Source organism: Nostoc sp., assembly GCF_054880495.1.
The window spans coordinates 18,549-40,303 of the sequence record NZ_JBTYKD010000083.1 but is presented as its reverse complement, the minus strand read 5'-3'; the positions used below and the strand labels follow the sequence as shown (position 1 = coordinate 40,303).

The window sequence follows — 21,755 nt, the reverse complement described above, 5'->3', positions numbered from 1 at the left end:
AACAGAAATAATTGGAATAACTGCCGGGAATAATGTTGAACCGTTTGAAGATTGGAACCAAGATTGGAGTAAGTTTTGCCCTGAGTTTGGCAACTATGACCACGATTGGTATAATCTCCTACCAAAGCACCAATGATCTAATTGAAACTTCGCGCCAAGAAAATCATAGCTACCAGGTGTTAAGTGAGCTTGAAGACCTCAACTTGCAAGTGACAAATGCTGAAACTGGGCAACGTGGTTACGTTATTACTGGAAAACAAAGCTATTTAGAACCTTATAATGCTGCTACTCAAGTACTGGCTCAAAAAGTTAATGAACTTCAGAGGTTAACAGCAGATAACCCCAACCAACAGAGTCGGCTTGATGTTTTACAGCCACTAATCGCTCAAAAGCTGGCTGAACTTCAAGAAACTATTGCCTTGCGTCAAAACCAAGGCTTTGAAGCTTCTCAGAAGGTCGTTCTGACAGACCGGGGCAAGGAGCTAATGGTTGAAATCCGCAAAGTTATCGAAACGATGAAAATTGAGGAGGATACACTACTCAAACAGCGCTCTGAGAAGGCACAAGCAGCTGCTCGGCAAACGATCGCTAGGATTGTCTATAGTATCCCTGTATTTTCTTTGCTCTTAGCTTTGATCGGATTCGCCTTGACCCGAAATATCTCAGTACCGCTCAAGCAAGTTTCTGATTTGGCAGAAAAAATGGCGGATGGGGATTTATCCGTGACTTTACCAGATAGCGATCGCCAAGATGAAATTGGCGTATTGACGCGCACCTTCAACCAGATGATCGTTAATTTGCGAAACACAACTCAAAAAAATGACGACCAAAACTGGCTAAAGTCTAACTTAGCTGAATTTACCCAGATGCTCCAAGGGCAGCGAAATCTAAAAAGTGTGTCTCGGATGATATTGTCGAATTTAGCACCACTAGTTGGAGCATCGCAAGGCGTTTTTTATGCGATGGAATCTATAGACGACGATCCTGTACTAAAGTTGTTGAGTAGTTATGCTTATAAAGAGCGGAAAAACGTAGCAAATCAGTTTCGCTTGGGTGAGGGATTGGTGGGACAATCCGCCCTAGAAAAACAAAGAATCCTGCTGACCCAAGTTCCTAATGACTATATCCGCATCACTTCTGGCTTAGGTGAAGCTTCACCGCTAAATATTATTGTCTTACCTATACTATTTGAGACGCAGGTGAATGCCGTAATTGAACTTGCCTCTTTTGGGTCTTTTAAGGAATTGCACTTGACATTTTTAGAGCAATTGAGTGAAATTCTGGGTGTCTTTTTAAATAACATTGCCTCACAATTCCAAACTCAGCAACTACTTCAAGAGTCTGTTGCTTTAACAGAAGAACTGCAAACTCAGCAAGAAGAACTACAACAAAGCAATCAACGTCTCGAAGAACAGGCGCACGAGTTGGAGGAATCACAATTTCTTGTGAAGCAGTCTAACGAGGAATTACAACAACTAAATGAGGATTTAGAAGAAAAGGCAGAATTGTTAGAAGCTCAAAATCAGGAAGTTGCCCGCAAGAACCAGCAAGTTGAGCGGGCGAGGCAGTCTTTGGAAGAGAAAGCGGAACAACTGGCCTTGTCTTCCAAATATAAGTCAGAATTTCTGGCGAATATGTCCCACGAGCTGCGGACACCGCTAAATAGCCTGTTAATTTTAGCAAGGCTGCTAGCAGATAACTCTCTTAGCAATTTAACCGACAAACAGGTAGAGTACAGCCGGACTATTTACTCAGCTGGGACTGATTTGCTAGAGTTGATCAATGACATTTTAGATTTGGCAAAAATTGAGTCGGGTACTATGTGGCTCGATATTGAGGAAATTGTTCTTGCAGATTTGGAGACATCTTTGGAGCAGACTTTCCGACAAGTTGCCTACAATAAAGAACTCAGTTTTACTATTCAACTAGATGAGAAGTTACCCCCGACAATTTATAACGACTCCAAACGTCTGCAACAAATATTGAAAAATCTCCTGTCTAACGCCTTTAAGTTTACGGAACAGGGAGGCGTAAAGTTACAAATTGACATGGCAACTGAGGCAGACGAAGTTGATAATCCGATGATTGCCTTTGGAGTTAGCGACACGGGTATAGGCATTCTAGCCGAGAAGCAGAAGATTATTTTCGAGGCATTTCAACAGGCAGATGGCACAACCAGCCGCAAGTATGGGGGAACTGGCTTAGGCTTGTCCATCAGCCGCGAATTGGCTCAACTGTTGGGAGGGAGAATTGAATTAGTCAGCCAACCAGGACAAGGAAGTGCCTTCACCCTTTACTTGCCCAGGCGACAGGAAAACAATGGCCAAAATATTCTCACCACATCACCTTCTGAGCCAATCAGCTCTATCGGCAGAGCATCGATCATCAAAGAGTTGCCAATGGTCGAAAGCAGACACACAAATCTAGACACATCTGCATCTGCGAAAGTACTTAGTAGCTTCCCCAGCGAAATTCCAGACGACCGGGAAATAATTCAACCGGGCGATCGCATTTTGCTAATTATCGAGGATGACGATAAATTCGCCCGCATCTTAGTAGATATGGCACGTCAGCAGGGCTTTAAAACCATCGTTTCTTTACAAAGCAAACAAGGTCTAGCATTAGCGCAGCAAGTTAAACCCAATGCAATTATGCTAGATATCCAGATGCCAGAGATGGATGGTTGGACGGTGCTGGATCGTTTGAAGCATAACCCAAATACTAGACATATCCCAGTACACATACTTTCTGTTGATGAAAAGCAACAACGGGGATTAAACTTAGGAGCGATTACCTATCTCCAAAAACCCGTTTCTCCAGAAGCGCTAACTCAGGTATTGAGTGAAATTAAAGGCTTTATTGATCGTCAGGTAAAAACTCTCCTGATCGTAGAAGATGACCCCGTACAAGCCCAAAGTATTATCGAACTGATTGGTAATGGTGATGTCCAGAGTACAGCAGTGGGTACAGGGGCAGAAGCACTTTTGATTTTGCGATCGCATCACTTTGATTGTATGGTATTGGATCTCGGCCTGCCCGATATGAGCGGGTTTACACTAATTGAGCAGATCAAGCTTGAACCCAGACTTTTGAAACTGCCGATCATCGTCTATACTGGCAAAGAACTCAGCCGACAAGAAGAAACCCAACTGCGGGGACTAGCAGAGACAATTATTATTAAAAATGTGCGATCGCCAGAGCGGTTGTTAGATGAAACTGCCCTGTTTTTGCATCGGGTGCAAGCAAATTTGCCCCCACCAAAGCGTCAAATGTTAGAGCAACTACATCAAACAGACCCGGTGCTGGCTAATCGGAAAATTTTAATTGTAGACGATGACCTGCGAAATATTTTTGCCCTGACCAGCTTTTTAGAAAGCTATCAAATGCAAGTACTATTTGCCGAAAATGGCAGAGATGGCATAGATACGCTACAAACTAATTCTGACATTAATATAATTTTGATGGATGTGATGATGCCGCAAATGGATGGTTACGAAACCACCCGCGCCATCCGTCAGCAACAACAGTTTCGCTCACTACCAATAATTGCTTTAACTGCCAAAGCCATGCCAGGCGACAAGGAAAAGTGCATCGAAGCTGGAGCTTCTGACTACATCACCAAACCTGTAGATACTGAGCAACTGCTTTCACTACTTCGGGTTTGGCTCTATCGGTAAGGACGCGGTAGGGGCACAGCATGCTGTGCCCCTACGACAGATGTGGTTCAAATACATGAAAATTGCTCTCCGCTTCCAGTCACAGCAGCAGCCCGTGATTAGGCTATTAAATAATTCGTAATTCGTAATTCGTAATTCGTAATTCGTAATTCGTAATTCGTAATTAAAGACATTTTCAGACGGGGATTTAAACCCCGACTGAAACTGGCGCTACGTGTATACGTAGGGGTCTTAAACCCTTTTATTTACGATAATTTATGCTGTTTTTTTGGGCGCAGCCATCGCTAAAACTAAACATCATGGGAAGCTTACGGCGAAATAGCTACAATTGCTACGCACCTCCCCGCAATTTATCCAACACGCTTCTATCTTCTAATGTCGAAGTATCCCCAGATACCTCTTCTCCAGCAGCTAGATTCCGCAATAAGCGGCGCATAATCTTACCCGATCGCGTTTTCGGCAAAGCGTCTGTAAAGCGAATTTCTCCCGGACGCGCGATCGCACCAATTTCTTTGACAACGTGCTGTTTGAGTTCTCTACTCAGTTCCTCACTTCCCTGATAACTGCCTTCTAAAGTTATAAAAGCAACTATTTCTTCACCCTTGAGTTCATCCGGTTTACCCACTACCGCCGCTTCTGCAACTGCTGGGTGAGAAACCAAGGCTGATTCTACTTCCATTGTACCGAGGCGATGTCCTGATACATTCACTACATCATCCACCCGACCCATTACCCAGAAGTAGCCGTCTTCATCAAGTCTTGCGCCATCACCAGCAAAGTAAATATAGTTACCATCCTTGGGAGGAATATGTTCCCAATAGGTGCGTCGGAAGCGTTCTGGATCGCCGTAGACTGTCCGCATCATTCCTGGCCAAGGATGTCGCACCGCTAGATAACCGCCTTCCTTATTGGGTACGGTGTTTCCTGATAAATCTACGATATCTGCGATAATTCCAGGGAAGGGAAGAGTTGCTGAACCGGGTTTGGTAGGAATTGCTCCTGGTAGTGGTGTAATCATGATACCGCCGGTTTCTGTTTGCCACCAAGTATCAACAATTGGACAGCGATCGCCACCAATTACTTTGTGATACCACATCCAAGCTTCTGGGTTAATCGGTTCGCCGACGCTTCCCAGCAAACGCAATGAAGACAGGTTTCGCGCATTCGGATGTTGTTCACCCATCTTAATAAATGCGCGAATTGCCGTAGGTGCAGTATAAAAAATATTAACGCCATATTTTTCAATTACATCCCATGTACAACCAGGATTAGAAGCACGGGACACACCTTCATACATCAACGTTGTTGCACCGTTGGAAAGGGGACCGTAGACAATGTAGCTGTGTCCCGTAATCCAACCTACATCAGCAGTACACCAATATACATCTGTATCTTGCAGATCGAATATCCACTTGGTGGTTATATGGCTATATAAATTATAACCAGCAGTTGTATGTACTACACCCTTCGGTTTGCCAGTGCTGCCAGAAGTGTACAGGACAAATAGCATATCTTCGCTGTCCATCGGTTCGGCGGGACAATCGGCTGATGCACCTTTTTGTAAATCATGCCACCAATGATCGCGTCTCCCTAACTGCATATAAGTTTCTTGTCCAGTACGCTTGACAACTAGGACATTTTCGACGGTGGGAACAGCACCATCAGCTAAGGCTTTATCTACCTGTTCTTTGAGAGGAACGATCGCATCTTTGCGCCAACCACCATCAGCTGTGATTACCAGTTTAGCTTGAACATCAATTAAGCGATCGCGCAAAGCCTCGGCACTAAAACCACCAAATACTACAGTGTGGGGTGCGCCAATTCTCGCACAAGCTAACATAGCGATCGCAGCTTCGGGAATCATTGGCAGATAAATACCAACGCGATCGCCTTTTTTTACACCTAGTTGCTTCAATACATTGGCGAACTGGCAAACTTCCCGGTGCAGTTGGGAGTATGTGAGGGTACGCGAATCACCTGGTTCTCCTTCCCAAATCAATGCTGCTTTATTTTTGCGCCAAGTAGTGAGGTGTCTGTCAAGGCAATTGTAAGAAATATTAATCTTGCCGCCAACGAACCACTTAGCAAAAGGTGGCTGCCAATCTAATACTGTATCCCATTTTTGGAACCATTCTAATTCGGTTTCAGCCAAATCTGCCCAAAATTGCTGCGGATCGGCTTTGGCTTGAGCGTAGATACGCTGATAGTCATCCAAGCTTTTGATATGGGCGTTTTTTGAGAAGTCCGAACTAGGATGAAAGAGGCGGTTTTCTTGTAGGATTGATTCTATAGTTGGTTGAGACATAGTTATTTTGTTAGCACTGCGGGTAATATAAGTAGTGAGGCTGTCAGAAAATACATCGAAGATCGAATTATTCACGCTGCTCTACTTAGTCTAGCCACCATCCCCCGATAAATTTAGCTGCCCATAGACATTGATATTAAATGTAAATTGAATATCCATGTGGTTGCTCGTATATCCTGTGGGCAAAGGTGCAAAAGGTGCAGCTCTTTGTATAGCGTTGAGTGCCGCTTTATCAGTGAGGCTGAATCCAGAAGTTTGTGCGAGATCGAGATTGCTTAGTTGCCCGGAACGGTTAATAGTGAAGTTAAGCACTGTTCGCCGGGAAGACTGGCTCACTTCTGGTAACCATTGCTGCTTGACTCGTTGCTGAAGTTGGTTTAAGTAAGAGGTGATATCTATATTTTGACTGCTGGCATCAATCCCAGAAGTGGCTTGGCGATCGCGATTGGAATTAGGTAAGGCTGCCAGATAATCACCGCTAAAATTCCGACTAGATACACCCACAGTACCACCCAGCAAGCTTGCTCCACCTGTTTTCCGAGATGAATGAGCTTGAGACCGTGTTTGCCCACTATTTAATCTAGTTCCCGACTGGCCTAAGTTCTTAGGATTGGGTACTGGTGGTATAGTTGCAGGTGCGTAGGCGTTGGCGTAGCCCCTCGTAGACATCGCTGTTTTTCGTGCTAGGGCTGGCGATGGTGTAATATTAGGCACTACTGCTATTTTTTTTGGCTTGAGTGCTGGTGAGCTAATCGCAGGTGCGATCGCTATTGGCTGTGGTTTGAGTGCTAGTGATCTAATCGCAGGTGCGATCGCTATTGGCTGTGGTTTGAGTGCTAGTGATCTAATCGCAGGTGCAATCACTGTTGGCTGTGGCTTGACTGCTGGTGATCTAATCGCAGGTGCGTAGGCGAAGCCCGTCCTAGAAATCGCTATTGGCTGTGGCTTAGGTGCTAGTGATCTAATCGCAGGTGCGCTCGCTGTTGGCTGTGGCTTAGGTGCTGGTGATTTAATCGCAGGTGCGCTCGCTGTTGGCTGTGGCTTAGGTGCTGGTGATTTAATCGCAGGTGCGATCGCTATTGGCTGTGGCTTGGGTGCTGGTGAGCTAATCGCAGGTGCGATCGCTGTTGGCTGTGGCTTGGGTGCTGGTGATTTAATCGCAGGTGCTTCGGCCAAGCCCGTTGTAGACATCGCTGTTGGCTCTGGCTTGGGTTGTTGAGGAGATAGATTTGGTGATTCCGCTTTCTGTTGCCTTGGTTCTGGTTGCAATACCTTTGCTGGAGATAAAGCTGTTAAGTCAAGAGGACTCTTGCTAGAGGCTTTATGTGCATCGGAATTAGTTGACTTTACAGCCGAAACAGGTCTTTTCGGTAAAGCTTTACCACCTGCAATTGAATCTTTAGTAGCCCGAAATGAGGTTTTTTGGGGTATGTGTGTTTCATTAGGATAAACTTCAACTACCTCAACTGGAATTTCTTCCTTAGGCTCAGGCGTAAAAGCTCTGAGCCAATATTTGCTCCCAATCATTAAAGTAGAGTGTAGGAGGATTGAAATAACTAGACCTTGGAGCATCTGCCCTGGACGCACGCTCCGATAACGCTGAAATTCATGAGAAAAAGCCATATTATTATGCTTTCGCGTGATAGATAACAGCTTCAACACTGTTGAGTTATTTTTAATTCATTCAGCACTCCTGAAAATATCAGTAAGTGTGTGTTGTCTGTCTCAAGTATTAATGTGGATATAGGCACAGTACAATAACTTGCATTACAGGAACTACTGATGAACCGCTCGAAAATAATTGCCATTCTTACAGGTGCGATTTCGATCATTTTAGCGATCGTCTACCTCATCCTAGTTCAACTGCTGGACTATCGGGACATGAAACCCGCTCCCATCAGCCAATTTGACCAAGCCCCTGCGATTATTTCTGATTATTGGCAGATTGACAAAATAACCGAAGTGTAAATTAGATTTAGCAACACGCGGTAGGGGCAGATGCGCTTACCCTGTGTTCAGAAGTCGAGTGTTTCTATAAAATTTCTTTGAGAAAAATCAAAATTTTAAACTTGATTGCGATAATACGTTTAGCTAACTCAAACCTGTTTATCCTAAGAGTGTTAAAGTTCCCCGTACTACAAGCGAGTAGGGTCAATGACTGCTTTATTACCAGATAATTTGATCAGTTCCTCAAGCACTCATACTCTAGATATAGCTAGGCAAGAGTATCAATATAACTACACCCATATTCCATCTATTGCTATGGTGGATCAGCTTTCTGTTGCGGAAGAGTTCGCCACTAACTGGTATTTTTTATTAGCCCAGCAGTTACGAGTTATTTTTATTAATACCCTGATCGTCAACCGAGGCAATCAGGGTTCTAAATCGATTCGTGATGATGTCGAAAAGTTTATTTTAGAAGCCTTGCTCAAGGGAGCAATCCCAGTCCGAATCAGTATTCTGGCGAGAATCCTACAAATTATCCCCCAGTTTTTACTTAAAGCGATATCCAAGGATGTTAGAGAACTCGACGATCTTTTTTTTCATATTCTTAAAGAAAACGGACTTGTGATCCTTAGAGATACTCTAAATCGGGTAATTACGCTTTTATATGAAGGACAGCCCACAGGACACGCAACCAGTCTCAAGGACTACGAAAATTTGTTTCGGGTGATTGGTGTACCAGCGATCGCCAAAACTTACCACGAAGATGAAGTATTTGCCTACATGCGAGTAGCTGGCTACAATCCCGTGATGATCGAGCGAGTAACCACTCCAGGCGATCGCTTCCCAGTCACAGACGAACATTACCAAGGAGTGATGGGAAATGACGATTCATTAGCAGCAGCCGGACTTGAAGGAAGGCTCTACTTAGCTGACTATAAAATGTTAGACGGTGCGATCAACGGTACATACCCGAATGAGCAAAAATATGTCTATGCTCCCCTAGCACTGTTTGCCTTACCCAAAGGCTCAGACTCCACCCGTCTATTGCGTGCGATCGCCATTCAATGCGGTCAAACCCCAGGATCAGATTATCCCATTATTACCCCTAACTCCGGTAAATACCCTTGGCTATTTGCCAAAACAATTGTCCAAATAGCAGATGCCAACTTCCACGAAGCGATTACTCATCTAGCAAGAACTCACCTGTTTGTTGGTGCTTTTGCGATCGCAACCTATCGACAACTGCCGCTTACTCATCCTCTAAGAATTCTGCTGCACCCGCATTTTGACAGCACCTTAGCAATTAACGATGCCGCCCAACGGATTCTCATTGCTCCAGGCGGTGGCGTCGATAGATTACTCTCAGCATCAATCGATAACGCTCGCGTTTTCGCAGTGCTTGGGTTACAAAGCTATGGTTTCAATAGTGCCATCTTACCCAAGCAATTCCAACAGCGCGGTGTGGATGATCCCAACCTATTGCCTGTTTATCCTTACCGCGATGATGCACTATTAGTCTGGGATGCCATTACTAAATGGGTTTCAGACTACCTCAACCTTTATTACATCACAGATGAAGACATTCAGCAAGACCCAACCCTGCAAGCTTGGGCAGCCGAAATCTCAGCTTATGATGGTGGTCGCATCCGCGATTTTGGCGAAGATGGGAGCATCAAAACGCGGAATTACCTAATTGATGCCACTACACTGATTATTTTCACTGCTAGCGCTCAACACGCAGCCGTTAACTTTCCGCAAAAAGATTTGATGAGTTATGCCGCAGCCATACCAACGGCAGGTTATTTACCAGCCTCAACTCTCAAAAGAGAAATTACTGAGCAAGACTACCTCAATTTGCTCCCCCCCTTAGATCAGGCGCAACGGCAATACAACATACTCAGCTTGTTGGGGTCTGTATACTACAACAAACTAGGCGAATATCAGCAAGGATACTTTACAGACCAGAAAGTAAAACCATTGTTACAAGCATTCCAGAATAATCTTCAGCAGGTAGAAGACACCATCAAGCAACGTAATTTGCACCGTCCATCTTATGAATATCTGCTTCCTTCTAAAATTCCTCAGAGCATCAATATCTAAATTGGGGACAAGGGGATGAGGGAGATGACGGAGATGACGGAGATGACGGAGATCAAGGATCAAGAGGAAAATAATAAGCACTCTCAATGCCCAATGACTCAAAGTAAATATTATGACACTTAAAGATAAAGTTCTCAAAGGTCACGATCACCAGCTATGGCTTGCACCTATACTAGCCAAAGTAGGTTATGACACTGCGATCGGCAAGCTTCTACGCTTGATTTTCTATTACATGGATGCCTTAATCATGCTCAACGCATGGCGAGACTTTCTCTACATCCGTAAGGACAATATTGGAGACAAGTATTTTGCAGTAGACCAAGCAATTATGCATTCCTCTCACACCCAAGTGAGGGAACTAATGCAAACCCAACCACAACTGCGGGGAAATGATTTAGGCATCATCAGAATATTAGCTCCTAGTTACCTACTCGATAATCCTCTGAGCTTGGGGACGAACGGTAACGAACACACAGGACTCCGTACTGTGTTCTTACAAGCCTTACCAGAACCATCAGAGCAGATAGACTTTTTAGGCTATCTAGTTGAGCAAAGCCTGTTAGAGGCTGCTAGACAGGGCAAATTACACATCGGCAACGATTTGCCAAAGATCATGCTGTCGATTTTGCACCAACTGGTTTTTCAGATATCTTTATCTGAGAAAGAAATCACAGCATCAAGTAATTACATTAAAGGTATGCCTCTAGCATCCTTGCCAAATTTTATTAGCAAGTATCTACTAGCAATATTAACAGCGCCAAAAATTCACCATCGTCAGCATTTAACCAAGCGATATCAACAATCTCCCAAATGGGCATCTTACTTTGAAACAGGCGCTCAGTATCAGTTGAACGAACACCAAATAGCTAATAGCCTTTTCGATATGATTCATCTTGCCGGTACTGCTGGCACGAGTGGGCTTTTGGGATCTGTTATTGGTGTTTTATGCTTGGATAATGCCCTCAGAAATAATGTAGTGTCAGAAGTCAATGCAGTTTGGAATGGCAAGGAAAGTTTAAACCCAGACGCTCTAGAACAGTCAACACTTCTCAATCAAGTGATTCTGGAAACGGCTCGTCTCTATCCACCTGTGCGATTTGTTAGCCAACTCACCACTGAAGCGGGTGAAGTTGAGATTGCAGAACAAAAATGTCCATTCCAAAAAGGTACTCGCTTGCTTGGCTCTATTTTTACAGCTAATCGGGATGTCAATAGATATCAAAATCCAGATGATTTTGACGTAACACGGAATTTTTCCGATATCTTATCTTGGAACGGCGAAGGGCATGAGCGAGCCTGTCCTGGTAAATCCTTATCAATTGGCTTTATCAAGATTTTCTGTTTACATCTGTTCAAGAACTATCAATGGGACTCAATTACAGAAGTCAAGTGGGATTTTGAAAAAGTGACTGCCGTTACTCCTAATAGTTTAGTGTTACAAGGTTTTGCTCAACGATTGTGAGTGCTAAGTTGGTAATTATTATGGCTTTTTGAGTTTGTCTTAGTACAACATTTAATTAATTTGTAGCGAATTCTCCGCGTACCTCTGCGACGGCAGTCGCTTCAAGTCGGGAAACCCGCCCAACGCGCTGCCTCCCCTTTGCGTTTAAATTTAAACCCTAAATTTGCCAAGATTTTACGCAGCACTGACTTAGTTAAAAATTACAAATTAGTATGACTGAATTAATCGAGAAAAAACAACTCAATAATATTGCAACCTGGATGATTCCAATCAAACAAACAAACTTGCCATCTGTCCTTAAGGGTGTGTTTTTTTTGGATGGCAATCCACTGCCAGATACTTGCATCACTATGTACAATTTAGAATGGGATACACACAACAGAACTTTGCTATTACCAGTCTTTGCACCGTTGCAGTGGACTTTTCATAACTCGATTACTGGTTGGATATTACTACGTTTAGTTCAATGGTTTGAGGTAAGTTACAAAATTCAGTTTGAAGATGAAACTTTGCAGCAAGCTCAAATCATACCTATTTTACTAGGAATACCAATTTCAACATCGATTGTAAATTTTACAATGTCCCAAGACAAAAATTCTCTCAATGGAGATATTTGGCACAGAAAAAACCTTTGGTTCAGCGGACTTTCTCGCGCTGGTGACTATACTCTCCGTAGGGTTGTTGATGAAGAGGGTCATTATACTCCGGCTTTTAACGATATGCTCCCCAGAGTTACAAATGAGTGTTTAGTAATTGGAATAAACTCAACAGACAACGCCTCTAGTAATATTAGTAAGAACCAATTGGTCAGGTAAAAGAATGCAGTAGTAATCCCGACAGTGATATCTAAATTTGCTTATTGTCTCATAAAATACTTTCATTACTTACCTTCGGAAGGTGAGCAGATGCAGTTATTAAGCGATATACTTAACCTAAGTTGTCAAGGAAAATAGACATGACGAACTCTCCTGATAAAAAGAATCTGGCAGATAATCAACCGTATAAAATTTATGAATTTAATAAAAATAACCAAGAAAAAATATCTGGTTATTTAGTAGTTAGTACTGCAAAACTCAATGTTGAGACAGAAGAATCTAACGAATATTTATCAAAAGTTATTAATCAAAACTTTTTTAATATTAATGATGGACAAGCTGAACCTTCAGCCGAAGAGATGCTTGAGAAAATTGCTGAAAGCTTACAATCAAGCCCAGAACCAGAAATTATTATAAATATTCATGGATATAGTTCGACACCATCAGATACAGAGACAGGCTGCAAAAAGATTTATGAATATGTTAATACACATATTCAGCAACCAAATAAGTATATTTTTATAGGATATAGATGGCCTGCTGAAAATCCCATAAAAACAGATGAATCTGGTTCCTTTGGGCAAAAGCTAATCAACGCCCTATATTCTCTACCAACTTTACTAGCTATCAATTTAGTTGTGGGACTAACAATTAGTATATGGTCTACCATAGTTTTGTTGTTCCTAAATATTTTGAGTAATGGCGCTGTGCACTTTTTCACCGTGTTATTAATTTTATCTGGCATTGTATCTTCAATTATTTTTACATTAATTATTCTCAGAATATCTACTTATTTTCGTGATACCTATAGAGCGGTTAATTATGGTGTAATAGACTTAGTTGAATTTATCAGACAGCTTGATGCTAGAGTAAAATTATCGCATAATAAACGCATTAAGCTATCATTTATTAGTCATAGTATGGGGTGTTTTGTAGTTACAGATGTAATTCGTATCCTCTCTGATGTTTTTGACGTTGAATCTATTAATAAAGAACCTAATTCAGATATTGGCAATGTATTTCGCTTAGGCAGACTTGTGCTAGTTGCACCTGATATTCCTGTAGAAACCATCTTGCCAGGACGAGCTAATTTTCTTCGTTCTTCTTTACGTCGGTGTGAAGAAGCTTATATCTTTTGTAATGAGGGAGACTTAGCGTTACGAATTACCTCCACTGCTGCAAATTACTTTAGTTTCCCTGCGCGAACTCGTATAAGTGGCTACAGGCTTGGTAATATCACAGTTAAGCATTTCAACAACAAAAATGATACAGTTGGTCACACACCCAGATATGGAGTTGTGAATTTTCACAAACAAGACTATGAGAAAGATTACACACTCGATAAACCTTATAACTATTTAGAAATTCGTTCTTCTAGTAGCGAACATAGAAGACTTGAAGAGATAACTGAAATTTCCGAAAATGAGGTTCAACCCGCAGATTTATTTACATATTTTGACTGTACAGATTATAAAGATGATCGAAGTCTTCAGATAGGAGTTGTTAGTTCTGCCCTCCAACAGCCAGCGATAAATTTTGGGAATTATATTTTACTAACTTTGGCATTTATTCGGAAGTCTATTAACAATAGAGATCCTCAAGGTGTTGATACCCACACAGGCTATTTTGAAGGTGGTTTTAGTCAAAAAGCTATCTACGAACTAGCTTTTTTAGGATTTCAGGGATTTTTAAAATCTTTATCAATTCAGGGAGATAAGGAAGCTCAAATTCGCGCTTTTTCTCAAAAATGCCAGGAAAAGCAAATTCAAGTCATTCTTGCACCGCAAATTTATCAACAAAAGACTCAAGATTAGACGAGACGGATCAACAGTCGCACTGTCATAACGTGAGTTCGATTAAGCTCAATTCTCAATTGAGAGCATGGCAGATATATTGGTGGATTTAGTGTGAGTATGCCTTTGGATATACTCATATATGAATATGCTTTATCGCTCTCATCTCAGCAATTAGATGGTTGTAAAGAGATTTACCTGAGTGTTTTAATGATATTAAAAGATTACTTATATGTCAGCCTATTCTTAATAGGCAACCCAGTAATTTTTGTAAATTAATAATTTCTACCTAAGTGGCAATTTTAAATGATGCAAAATACATTAGTTGATAAAACCTTCCGTGACAGCGATGGCAAAATAGTTTTAGCTCAGATGCCAAATCTACCACTTATTGTTTGGATAGTAACCAGTTTACTAGCTCTAATTTTTACGAGTGGTAAAGTAAATGTACTGTTAGAACTACTGGCAAATGGCTCCTTGTTTACTTGGGCTTGGCTGGAATTATTTCAAGGCGTCAATTATTTTCGCAGAGCCTTAGGTCTTGCCGTATTAATTGGTATTATCGTATTAAAAATTAATAGTGATAACGGACTCACCAATTAAACAAAATTATTTATATATCTTCGGCGAGAACTTCCATAATCGTCTGACTATTCATCCCACACTCATCGAGATAGATAACTTTCACCAAATTTTAAATTTTGGACTTCGGCATGAGCGCTCACGCCGAAGTCTAAAATCCAAAATTGTATGACTGTAGGCTGCGATCGCACCGAACACATTTTGCAAGTTGAGTTTCAAAGTGGAGATGCTTATCAGTACTTAGGCGTAGACGAGGATACTTGGGAAGATTTACATTCCTTTGATTCAATTGCCAGCTTTTTCAATCAAGATATTAAAGGTAGATATGACTGCGATCGTCTAGATAATCCAGATTATACTATTAAGTAAGAACTCCATGTAGGGTTTTTAATAATTCTTGTGTTGTCTAAGGTTTGGGTAAAAAAGCTGTACGTTCAGATGTTTTGTCGGTTGGTACTTGTTCACTTGTTGCAAGCCCACTGACAACAATAATTGCTAATAACGGATTGATATTTTGTAATGTGCGAATCTCTTGCCAAATGTTTCAAGATTTGTAATTTTACATCCATAGCCCTACTTACCTTTCCAGGTTTTCTTTTTTTATTCAGAATACCCGGAAAGTGACAGAAAAGGGATATGTTATGGAATCAATTCATCAAGTATAAATACTTATAAAAATAGACAATCTCTGGCGAGTAGTCCAAGCTTTTAAAAAGATTTAACAGTGATTTAACATTGGCAGGTTTATCGACTAAAAATCGTCAAAAAACAGAATAAATGACATTTTTTCCTTCTCTAGGATAGCTGTTTGCGATCGCAATCAATTTTTCAGCGCATAGATAGATTGACCTCACGAAGTTTAGTGAGATAATAGAGTTGTGAGGGACAGAACGGACGCAACTTGATTATTAAGGGGGAAAATTATGAAACTCCAGCTATTAGCGGCCATTGCCTTAGCAACTCCCCTATTTTTCACTAGCTCGGTTAGAGCCGGGAATCCTCAGGACTTACAAAAGCTGCTTTCAACTGGGGAATGTGTCAAGTGTGAACTATCGGGAGCTAACCTCAGTGGCGCTCATTTAATTGGTGCTGATTTGAGAGGCTCGAAGCTCCAAGGAGCCAACCTTGTAGGGGCTAACCTCGAAGGTGCTGACTTAACTGGTGCAAACTTGGCAGGTGCTAATCTAACATCGGCTTATGTAACCAATGTGAATATGAAGCAAACCAATCTCAACGGGGTAAATTTTACTCGCGCTACGATTAACGATTCTAATGTGTATCAAGCATCAATGAATGATCTCAATCTGACTGATGCGAAAATATATAATACTGGAATCGGTATTGGTGGAGAAGGAGAAGGTGCCGTGATTCCTGATTGGAAATAGGTTGAACTGAGTAGGCAGGTTAAAATAAACACAACATAGGTTTTTGCCGGCTTTAAATCAGAGAAACTGGTTTTTTGCCAGCATTATCCTTCAAATTTGCCTATACAAAAATAAAAAATGAACTCTCTCTGCCTTGTAATCACTTTACTATGACGAAAGCAGAGGGGGCTTTTTATCGTAAATAAAAGGGTTTAAGACCCCAACCATTACATGTAGTGTCAGTTTCAGTCGGGGTTTAAATCCCCCGAAGTTGCCACAAACTCCTCCACCCCTGCAAGGCACTTCTCTTCTCTGCGAGACGCTACGTGAACGTCTGAAAATGTCTTTAATTACGAATTACGAATTATTTAAGGGAATTTATCCTGCTGCCACAATAGAGTTAAGCTGCTATCCCCAGAATTCCTTATGAGTGAATCTATCACCTTGACAGACGCTGGCTTATTACCAGAAGATTTGTTACCAGATGTTAGTCATTTGGTAACAGAGGACGATGAACCCTTGGATAATCTACCATCTGAAAAACAACAACGGCTACTGACAGAAACCCTTTACAGTTCTTGGAACGGCGCAAATAATGCCCAAGGATTTCTCGTGGCGGCCAATGTGGGGTTATTTCCCAGTAGCAAGCAACCGCCGATTGTGCCTGATGTATTCTTGAGCCTGGATGTACAAGTAGCTGAAAACTGGTGGGAAAAACGGCATCGTTCTTATTTCTTCTGGGACTTTGGTAAACCGCCAGAGGTGGTGATTGAAATTGTTTCAAATCGAGAAGGCAATGAAACAGGACGGAAAATCTTAGAGTATGCCAGGATGCGGGTAATGTACTACATTATCTTTGACCCAACTCGGCAACTTCGTGGTGAAGTTCTACAAATGTACGAGTTGCGAGGGCGGCAATACATACCCATGAGTGAGCAATGGCTGACTGAAGTTGAGCTAGGTTTATGTTTGTGGGAAGGTGCGTATGAAGGTAAGCGGGATGTTTGGCTTAGGTGGTGTGATGCTACAGGGAATATGATTCCGACTGGCGCAGAACGAGCTGAACAAGAACGTTTACGAGCTGAACAAGAACACTTACGAGCTGAACAAGAACACTTACGAGCCGAGCAAGAACGCTTACGAGCTGAACAAGAACACTTACGAGCCGAGCAAGAGCGAGAAGTCAAAGAAACTGCCCTGCAACGGGCTGAACGCTTGGCAGCACAGTTACGAGCATTGGGTGTTGAGCCGGAAGTGTGAGGATGGGGAGTGGGATAATTCAATTAATTGAAAAACGCTCTTATATATATTAGAGCAAAATTGCTAGGAAACCCCATTAGGACTTACGCAAAACTACACACGGTAGGGGCAATTCATGTAGCTTTAGCTTCCCGCAGGGTATTAACCCTACGTGAAAATCATTCTTTTCGGCTATTGTTTGTATAAGTCCTGCCCATAAAAACAAAAAACCCGCCGTAGCGGGTTACACAACAAAACTATGAACAATGAAAACTTGATTTAGCTGAAATGTGTCATCTCAGCTTCTAGTTGACGAATCAGGTGTTCGTCGCCCTTTGCTCTGGCTACTTCCAAGCGATGCTCTAGGCTTTTTTGAATATTCGCTCTGTGAACTTCTTGTCCTTTGCTCACACTTTGTAGTCTATTCTGACTCATAGTGATTACCTTTTTTAATTTTTCGCTTTATATCTTCTATTCTTAACATAGCACACATTTTGTAACTGTTGCTACAGAAAAATATTTTTTTATAATTAATTTCACGAAAATATGTCTAAGAAACAGATAGATCAACAACCACTCGTGACTTTACTCAGCGATTTTGGCGATCGCGATGTTTATGTGGGCATAATGAAGGGAATTATAGCCCAAATCAACAGAAGACTGACGGTGGTAGACTTAACGCATCAAATTGGGCCGCAAGATATCGCCGCAGCCCGGTTTTGCCTGATGAATGCTTATCCGTATTTCCCAGTTGGGACAGTGCATGTGGCAGTAGTAGATCCGGGTGTGGGAAGCAAGCGACGAGCGATCGCAGTAGAATTTGCTCAAGGGTTTCTCGTCGGCCCAGATAATGGTATATTTAGTGGGGTACTGAGTCAAAGCCCAGCGATCGCAGCCGTCGAACTCACAAATCTTAACTATTGGCGAACTCCTCAACCAAGCAAGACTTTTCACGGTAGAGATATCTTTGCACCAATCGGGGCTAATCTTGCTAGTGGCGTCTTCCTCAAACAGCTAGGACAAGAAATTGATCCAGCAAGTTTGGTAAAACTGGATATCGGCGAGTGCAAGCAAACAACCACAGGTGTAGTGGGTTGCATTCAATATATTGACAATTTTGGCAACTTAGTGAGCAACATTCCAGGAAGTTACGTACAAGGCAAAACTTGGTGTGTGCAAGCCGCCGGGTTAAGTATACCAGGCTGTGAAACTTACAGTGATGTCAACGTGGGAGAGATAATAGCTTTAGTTGGCAGTCACAGCTGGGTAGAAATTGCCATTAATAGCGGCAATGCTAATTTACAGTTGCAGTTAGATTGGCAAGAAAGGCTGCAAGTTGTGCTAACTTAAATACCGCACTTCGTAAGTGCCGCATCCAGAGAAACACCAAAATTATATCCTCTTTCCACAGTTGGCAAATGTCCTGGGGGGAAGGTTTTAAAGTTTGGTTCCTTGCCGGGTTTATACTCATATCTTTTAGTTTGCTGATTATAGTTCCACTGAATTAGCCACTCACCTGTTAAAGTTTGCCATCCAACTGCGTCATACATCTTGCGATAGTCGTTTTTTTGTTCCCTCAAAATCTTTTCTTGAGCGCTAAAGCCCAACTTCCCATCACTGGCTGTACTCCAAAGCCTGTCAATGGTTTTCAAATCAACACACGAAAGCGCATTCATTTCATCTTTGGCAATAGAACCTTCCGCTTGTGCCTTAGTCCCTGCAACATCTAGCATTCTTAGATAAGTTTCTCGGTCAGCCCCTTGCCAATCTTTGCTTTGCAAATATTTCTGCAACTGGCTGTAATCGACATTGCGGGCTGTGGTAATTTCCACTTGCTTCAATGAGCTAGGATTAGTAGTTGTGTTAACTAAATCAGTGCTTCCTGGGCTTTTAATCGCAGACTTAGACCGCGTTAACGAATATCCAATCCAGCCCAAAACAGCAAATATACCTATAAGACTTGCTGTGATTAATAAAGTTAGTGTCAGAACAGTTTGATTATTCTTTGCCATTTTTCGATGCTTCTGATGACTTGGAATGCCCCAGGTCGAATTTAGTTTAACCGCTACCACATAGATGTATATTTTAGCTTTTTTTCATAATTGTCGTAGCATTCATAAAATCGTCACCTGTGGCGAATCATATTCTCCAGACTAATTCTTCTGGAGTGGACTTTCCGCCTCATTAACCCGCGCCCGGACAATATAAGTTGCTAGCTTGACGTTTACCTTAATTGAGCCTAGTACTGATAAATCTGATCGGAGTCTTATATCTGGTACTTAGGTACTGTACAAATTCATCATGATCTGCGTTAACAAAAATAGGTTGTTTCAGGCTTTTCTTAATTATCCTTTGGTCGTAAATAGACGATGCTGTAGGGGTTTAGCATGCTAAATCCCTACGAAAGATGTGGTTTTTCACCTGATATATATTTGGTATTTATTGTCAACGCGTAAGTCCTGATATCATTTCACGAAATACCTAATACGGATACATAGGTAGGGGCGTACAGTTGTACACCCCTAGAGCCAATTCATCTGTTGTAAAGGAGATTCCTTAACTATACTCATCCCAAACCACGGGAAAGGAATAATCTGAAAACGCCGAGAAATCATGATTATTGCTACGGGTTTCTTCATCCAGAACTTTGACAACTTTGTTATAAATATCTTGTGCTTGTTGGGGGGAATCACCGATGCTGGTTAATCCCAACTTGCCAAACTGCGAAAGGCAACCCATAAGATGAAAGACTGTGCCCGTTTCAGTACCACTGTCAAAGTGTAGTCTCTGGTGAGCGATGATATCCATCAAATCATTAGGTAATAATCCCTGATAGCGCTCTTTTTGGAGATTGTCAGTGGCAATGTAGTATTTTGGACGACCTTGCTGACTATAAAATAAGCCCGTGGAAAGATCATAACGACCGTTCGTTAATAATTTCAAGGTCATGAATGGATGAGTTGTGCCGCCTTTACGCAGGTTAATTTCGATCGCCTGAATATCCCACTCTCCATTACCCTTGTCAACGGCGATAAAATCTACACCAAATCGCTCTAAAGTGCCTTTCTCTGCTAGCTTTCTGCCAACTTGTAATCCCAATTGCTGTAATTGCAACCGATAGCTTTCATCAGCCGGAAAGCGGCAACCAAGATAAATTTGACCGTCGGGACCTCCGAGAATTTGGTCATGGGTTGAAAGGATTTCCACTTCGCCAGTGGGTGTGATCCGCCCTTGAACACTGGGCGATCGCTTAATTTCGCCTTCCACAAATGCTTCGGCGATCGCCCCTAATTCCCCGATTCTTCCCGAAAAATTGTCCCAAGTCTCTTGCTTTGCTTGAAAGCGCATTATTGAGAAGCGCTCGCTAATTGCTGCTACCCTTTGGGCATGAGTAGCTTTGCTTGGTGCTAAATTCTCAATCGGTCTAAAGTCTAGCAAGGCATTCCCTTCTCCAGAAATGCCTTCGTTGAGTTTTACCACTACCCGTTGTAATGTCGGTTGTCGTTCCCACAAATCACCGGTAGCTTCTGCCAAATCTGTATGATTCCAAACTTTTTCGGTCCCATCTGGATGCGGTACTCCGCTTTCCTTGAAGATTTGCCGACTCCCACTTTTTGTCCCCCAAATCTGTAAATCTGGTGCGGCAGCATATAGTGGTACACCCAATTTTACAGACAATTCGCCTTCCCAGTGCGAAGAGTTGTAACAGATCATAAATGATTTCTCTAGCCTCAAAGATTGATGAATTCGCTCTAGGAGGCGGGGGCGTTCTAAAATCTTTTGGCTGAGGGGCTTAAGAGAGGAATCGTAAGTAGAAAGTAGCAGCAAGCGATTACGAGCATGAGAAAAGGGAATTCCTGGCAACAGTTGCAGATAATAATCAATGATACTAGGATGCAACGGTACTGATGTTACATAAACTAGCCGAGTCCGGGGATTTTGTAACCGAATTAAGGAAAATAGTAATCTTTCTTCATAATGTTCGCAGCCTTCGATCTTTTGGAGTTCGCGCTGGTCGATACTCAGGGAGGGAATAATTATAATATCCGCTTCACTATTGTCAAATAGCTCAATCGTTTTCCAGCGATCGCGCAGAGTTGATTGTAAGTGGCGAAACTTTTCAACCTGCTCTAACTCGGAAATATTTAGTGTTGTCATCATCTCTGCTCTCTAATAATCTCAATGTAGCGCACCACGCAGACTTTTGGACGTTTAGTTTGGAGGTATAGCCCAGGTGTCAGGATTTAGGTAGTTTTGCAATAATTTTAAGGAAGTCGGCAAGAATAAATCAAACTATAACAATCCTACTTGATTTGTAATAATTGCAACCCACAGATTCCCGACTTCTTAAAGAAGTCGAGGATCTTGTTTCTCACTATTTCCTTAATTTATTTTCCGTCTTAAGGTTGAGCAAATTGCAGCTTACTTTACCTCTAGGGAGCGATAAATTACAGCAACATAATAGTTAACT

General features: G+C 42.1%; 16 protein-coding genes. 11 read left to right on the top strand and 5 right to left on the bottom strand.

Annotation, left to right across the window (positions count from 1 at the left end; all coding sequences use genetic code 11):
* Positions 1–32: 32 nt before the first annotated feature.
* A complete protein-coding gene (locus ACYTXL_RS09620; RefSeq protein ID WP_461924531.1) occupies positions 33–3,677 on the top strand; it encodes a response regulator in 3,645 nt (1,214 codons plus the stop codon).
* 331 nt (positions 3,678–4,008) lie between these two features.
* On the opposite strand, the gene acs is transcribed toward ACYTXL_RS09620, so the two are convergent.
* Positions 4,009–5,982 (bottom strand): acetate--CoA ligase, encoded by a 1,974-nt coding sequence (gene acs, locus ACYTXL_RS09615; protein WP_461924534.1) that lies wholly within the window; start codon positions 5,980–5,982, stop codon positions 4,009–4,011.
* 90 nt (positions 5,983–6,072) lie between these two features.
* Positions 6,073–7,605: a TonB family protein gene (locus tag ACYTXL_RS09610; protein WP_461924530.1), complete on the bottom strand. Its 1,533-nt coding sequence runs from the start codon at positions 7,603–7,605 to the stop codon at positions 6,073–6,075.
* A gap of 159 nt (positions 7,606–7,764) precedes the next feature.
* Between ACYTXL_RS09610 and ACYTXL_RS09605 the strand changes: the two genes are divergently transcribed.
* The 9 genes from ACYTXL_RS09605 (at position 7,765) to ACYTXL_RS09565 (ending at position 17,305) form a co-directional block, all read left to right on the top strand.
* Positions 7,765–7,950: a hypothetical protein gene (locus tag ACYTXL_RS09605; RefSeq protein ID WP_461924529.1), complete on the top strand. Its 186-nt coding sequence runs from the start codon at positions 7,765–7,767 to the stop codon at positions 7,948–7,950.
* Positions 7,951–8,136: 186 nt separating this feature from the next.
* The gene (locus ACYTXL_RS09600) at positions 8,137–10,029 is read left to right on the top strand and encodes a lipoxygenase family protein (RefSeq protein WP_461924528.1); all 1,893 of its coding nucleotides are present in this window, start codon (positions 8,137–8,139) and stop codon (positions 10,027–10,029) included.
* Positions 10,030–10,141: 112 nt separating this feature from the next.
* A complete protein-coding gene (locus tag ACYTXL_RS09595) occupies positions 10,142–11,491 on the top strand; it encodes a cytochrome P450 (RefSeq protein WP_461924527.1) in 1,350 nt (449 codons plus the stop codon).
* 212 nt (positions 11,492–11,703) lie between these two features.
* Positions 11,704–12,306 (top strand): hypothetical protein, encoded by a 603-nt coding sequence (locus ACYTXL_RS09590; RefSeq protein WP_461924526.1) that lies wholly within the window; start codon positions 11,704–11,706, stop codon positions 12,304–12,306.
* A 140-nt stretch (positions 12,307–12,446) separates the two neighbouring features.
* A complete protein-coding gene (locus ACYTXL_RS09585; RefSeq protein WP_461924525.1) occupies positions 12,447–14,120 on the top strand; it encodes an alpha/beta hydrolase in 1,674 nt (557 codons plus the stop codon).
* Between the two features lie 288 nt (positions 14,121–14,408).
* Positions 14,409–14,702, top strand: a complete 294-nt coding sequence (locus ACYTXL_RS09580) for a hypothetical protein (RefSeq protein ID WP_461924533.1) — start codon at positions 14,409–14,411, stop codon at positions 14,700–14,702.
* Between the two features lie 147 nt (positions 14,703–14,849).
* Positions 14,850–15,050, top strand: a complete 201-nt coding sequence (locus ACYTXL_RS09575) for a KTSC domain-containing protein (RefSeq protein WP_461924524.1) — start codon at positions 14,850–14,852, stop codon at positions 15,048–15,050.
* Between the two features lie 554 nt (positions 15,051–15,604).
* Entirely contained in the window at positions 15,605–16,066 is a 462-nt protein-coding gene (locus ACYTXL_RS09570; protein ID WP_461924523.1) for a pentapeptide repeat-containing protein, read from the top strand.
* A 405-nt stretch (positions 16,067–16,471) separates the two neighbouring features.
* On the top strand, positions 16,472–17,305 hold the full coding sequence (locus ACYTXL_RS09565) for a Uma2 family endonuclease (RefSeq protein WP_461924522.1): 834 nt from the start codon (positions 16,472–16,474) through the stop codon (positions 17,303–17,305).
* 258 nt (positions 17,306–17,563) lie between these two features.
* On the opposite strand, the gene pirA is transcribed toward ACYTXL_RS09565, so the two are convergent.
* A complete protein-coding gene (gene pirA / locus ACYTXL_RS09560; RefSeq protein WP_461924521.1) occupies positions 17,564–17,719 on the bottom strand; it encodes an arginine synthesis PII-interacting regulator PirA in 156 nt (51 codons plus the stop codon).
* A gap of 111 nt (positions 17,720–17,830) precedes the next feature.
* Here pirA and ACYTXL_RS09555 point away from each other — a divergent pair, with 111 nt between their 5' ends.
* A complete protein-coding gene (locus ACYTXL_RS09555; RefSeq protein ID WP_461924520.1) occupies positions 17,831–18,634 on the top strand; it encodes an SAM hydrolase/SAM-dependent halogenase family protein in 804 nt (267 codons plus the stop codon).
* Here the strand turns inward: ACYTXL_RS09555 and ACYTXL_RS09550 are convergent.
* Both ACYTXL_RS09550 and ACYTXL_RS09545 read right to left on the bottom strand, forming a co-directional pair.
* Positions 18,631–19,296, bottom strand: coding sequence for a GUN4 domain-containing protein (locus ACYTXL_RS09550; RefSeq protein ID WP_461924519.1), 666 nt, complete (start codon positions 19,294–19,296; stop codon positions 18,631–18,633). The two genes, ACYTXL_RS09555 and ACYTXL_RS09550, sit on opposite strands and share 4 nt — an antisense overlap.
* Positions 19,297–19,840: 544 nt before the next feature.
* On the bottom strand, positions 19,841–21,442 hold the full coding sequence (locus ACYTXL_RS09545) for a peptide ligase PGM1-related protein (protein WP_461924532.1): 1,602 nt from the start codon (positions 21,440–21,442) through the stop codon (positions 19,841–19,843).
* Between the last annotated feature and the right edge of the window lie 313 nt (positions 21,443–21,755).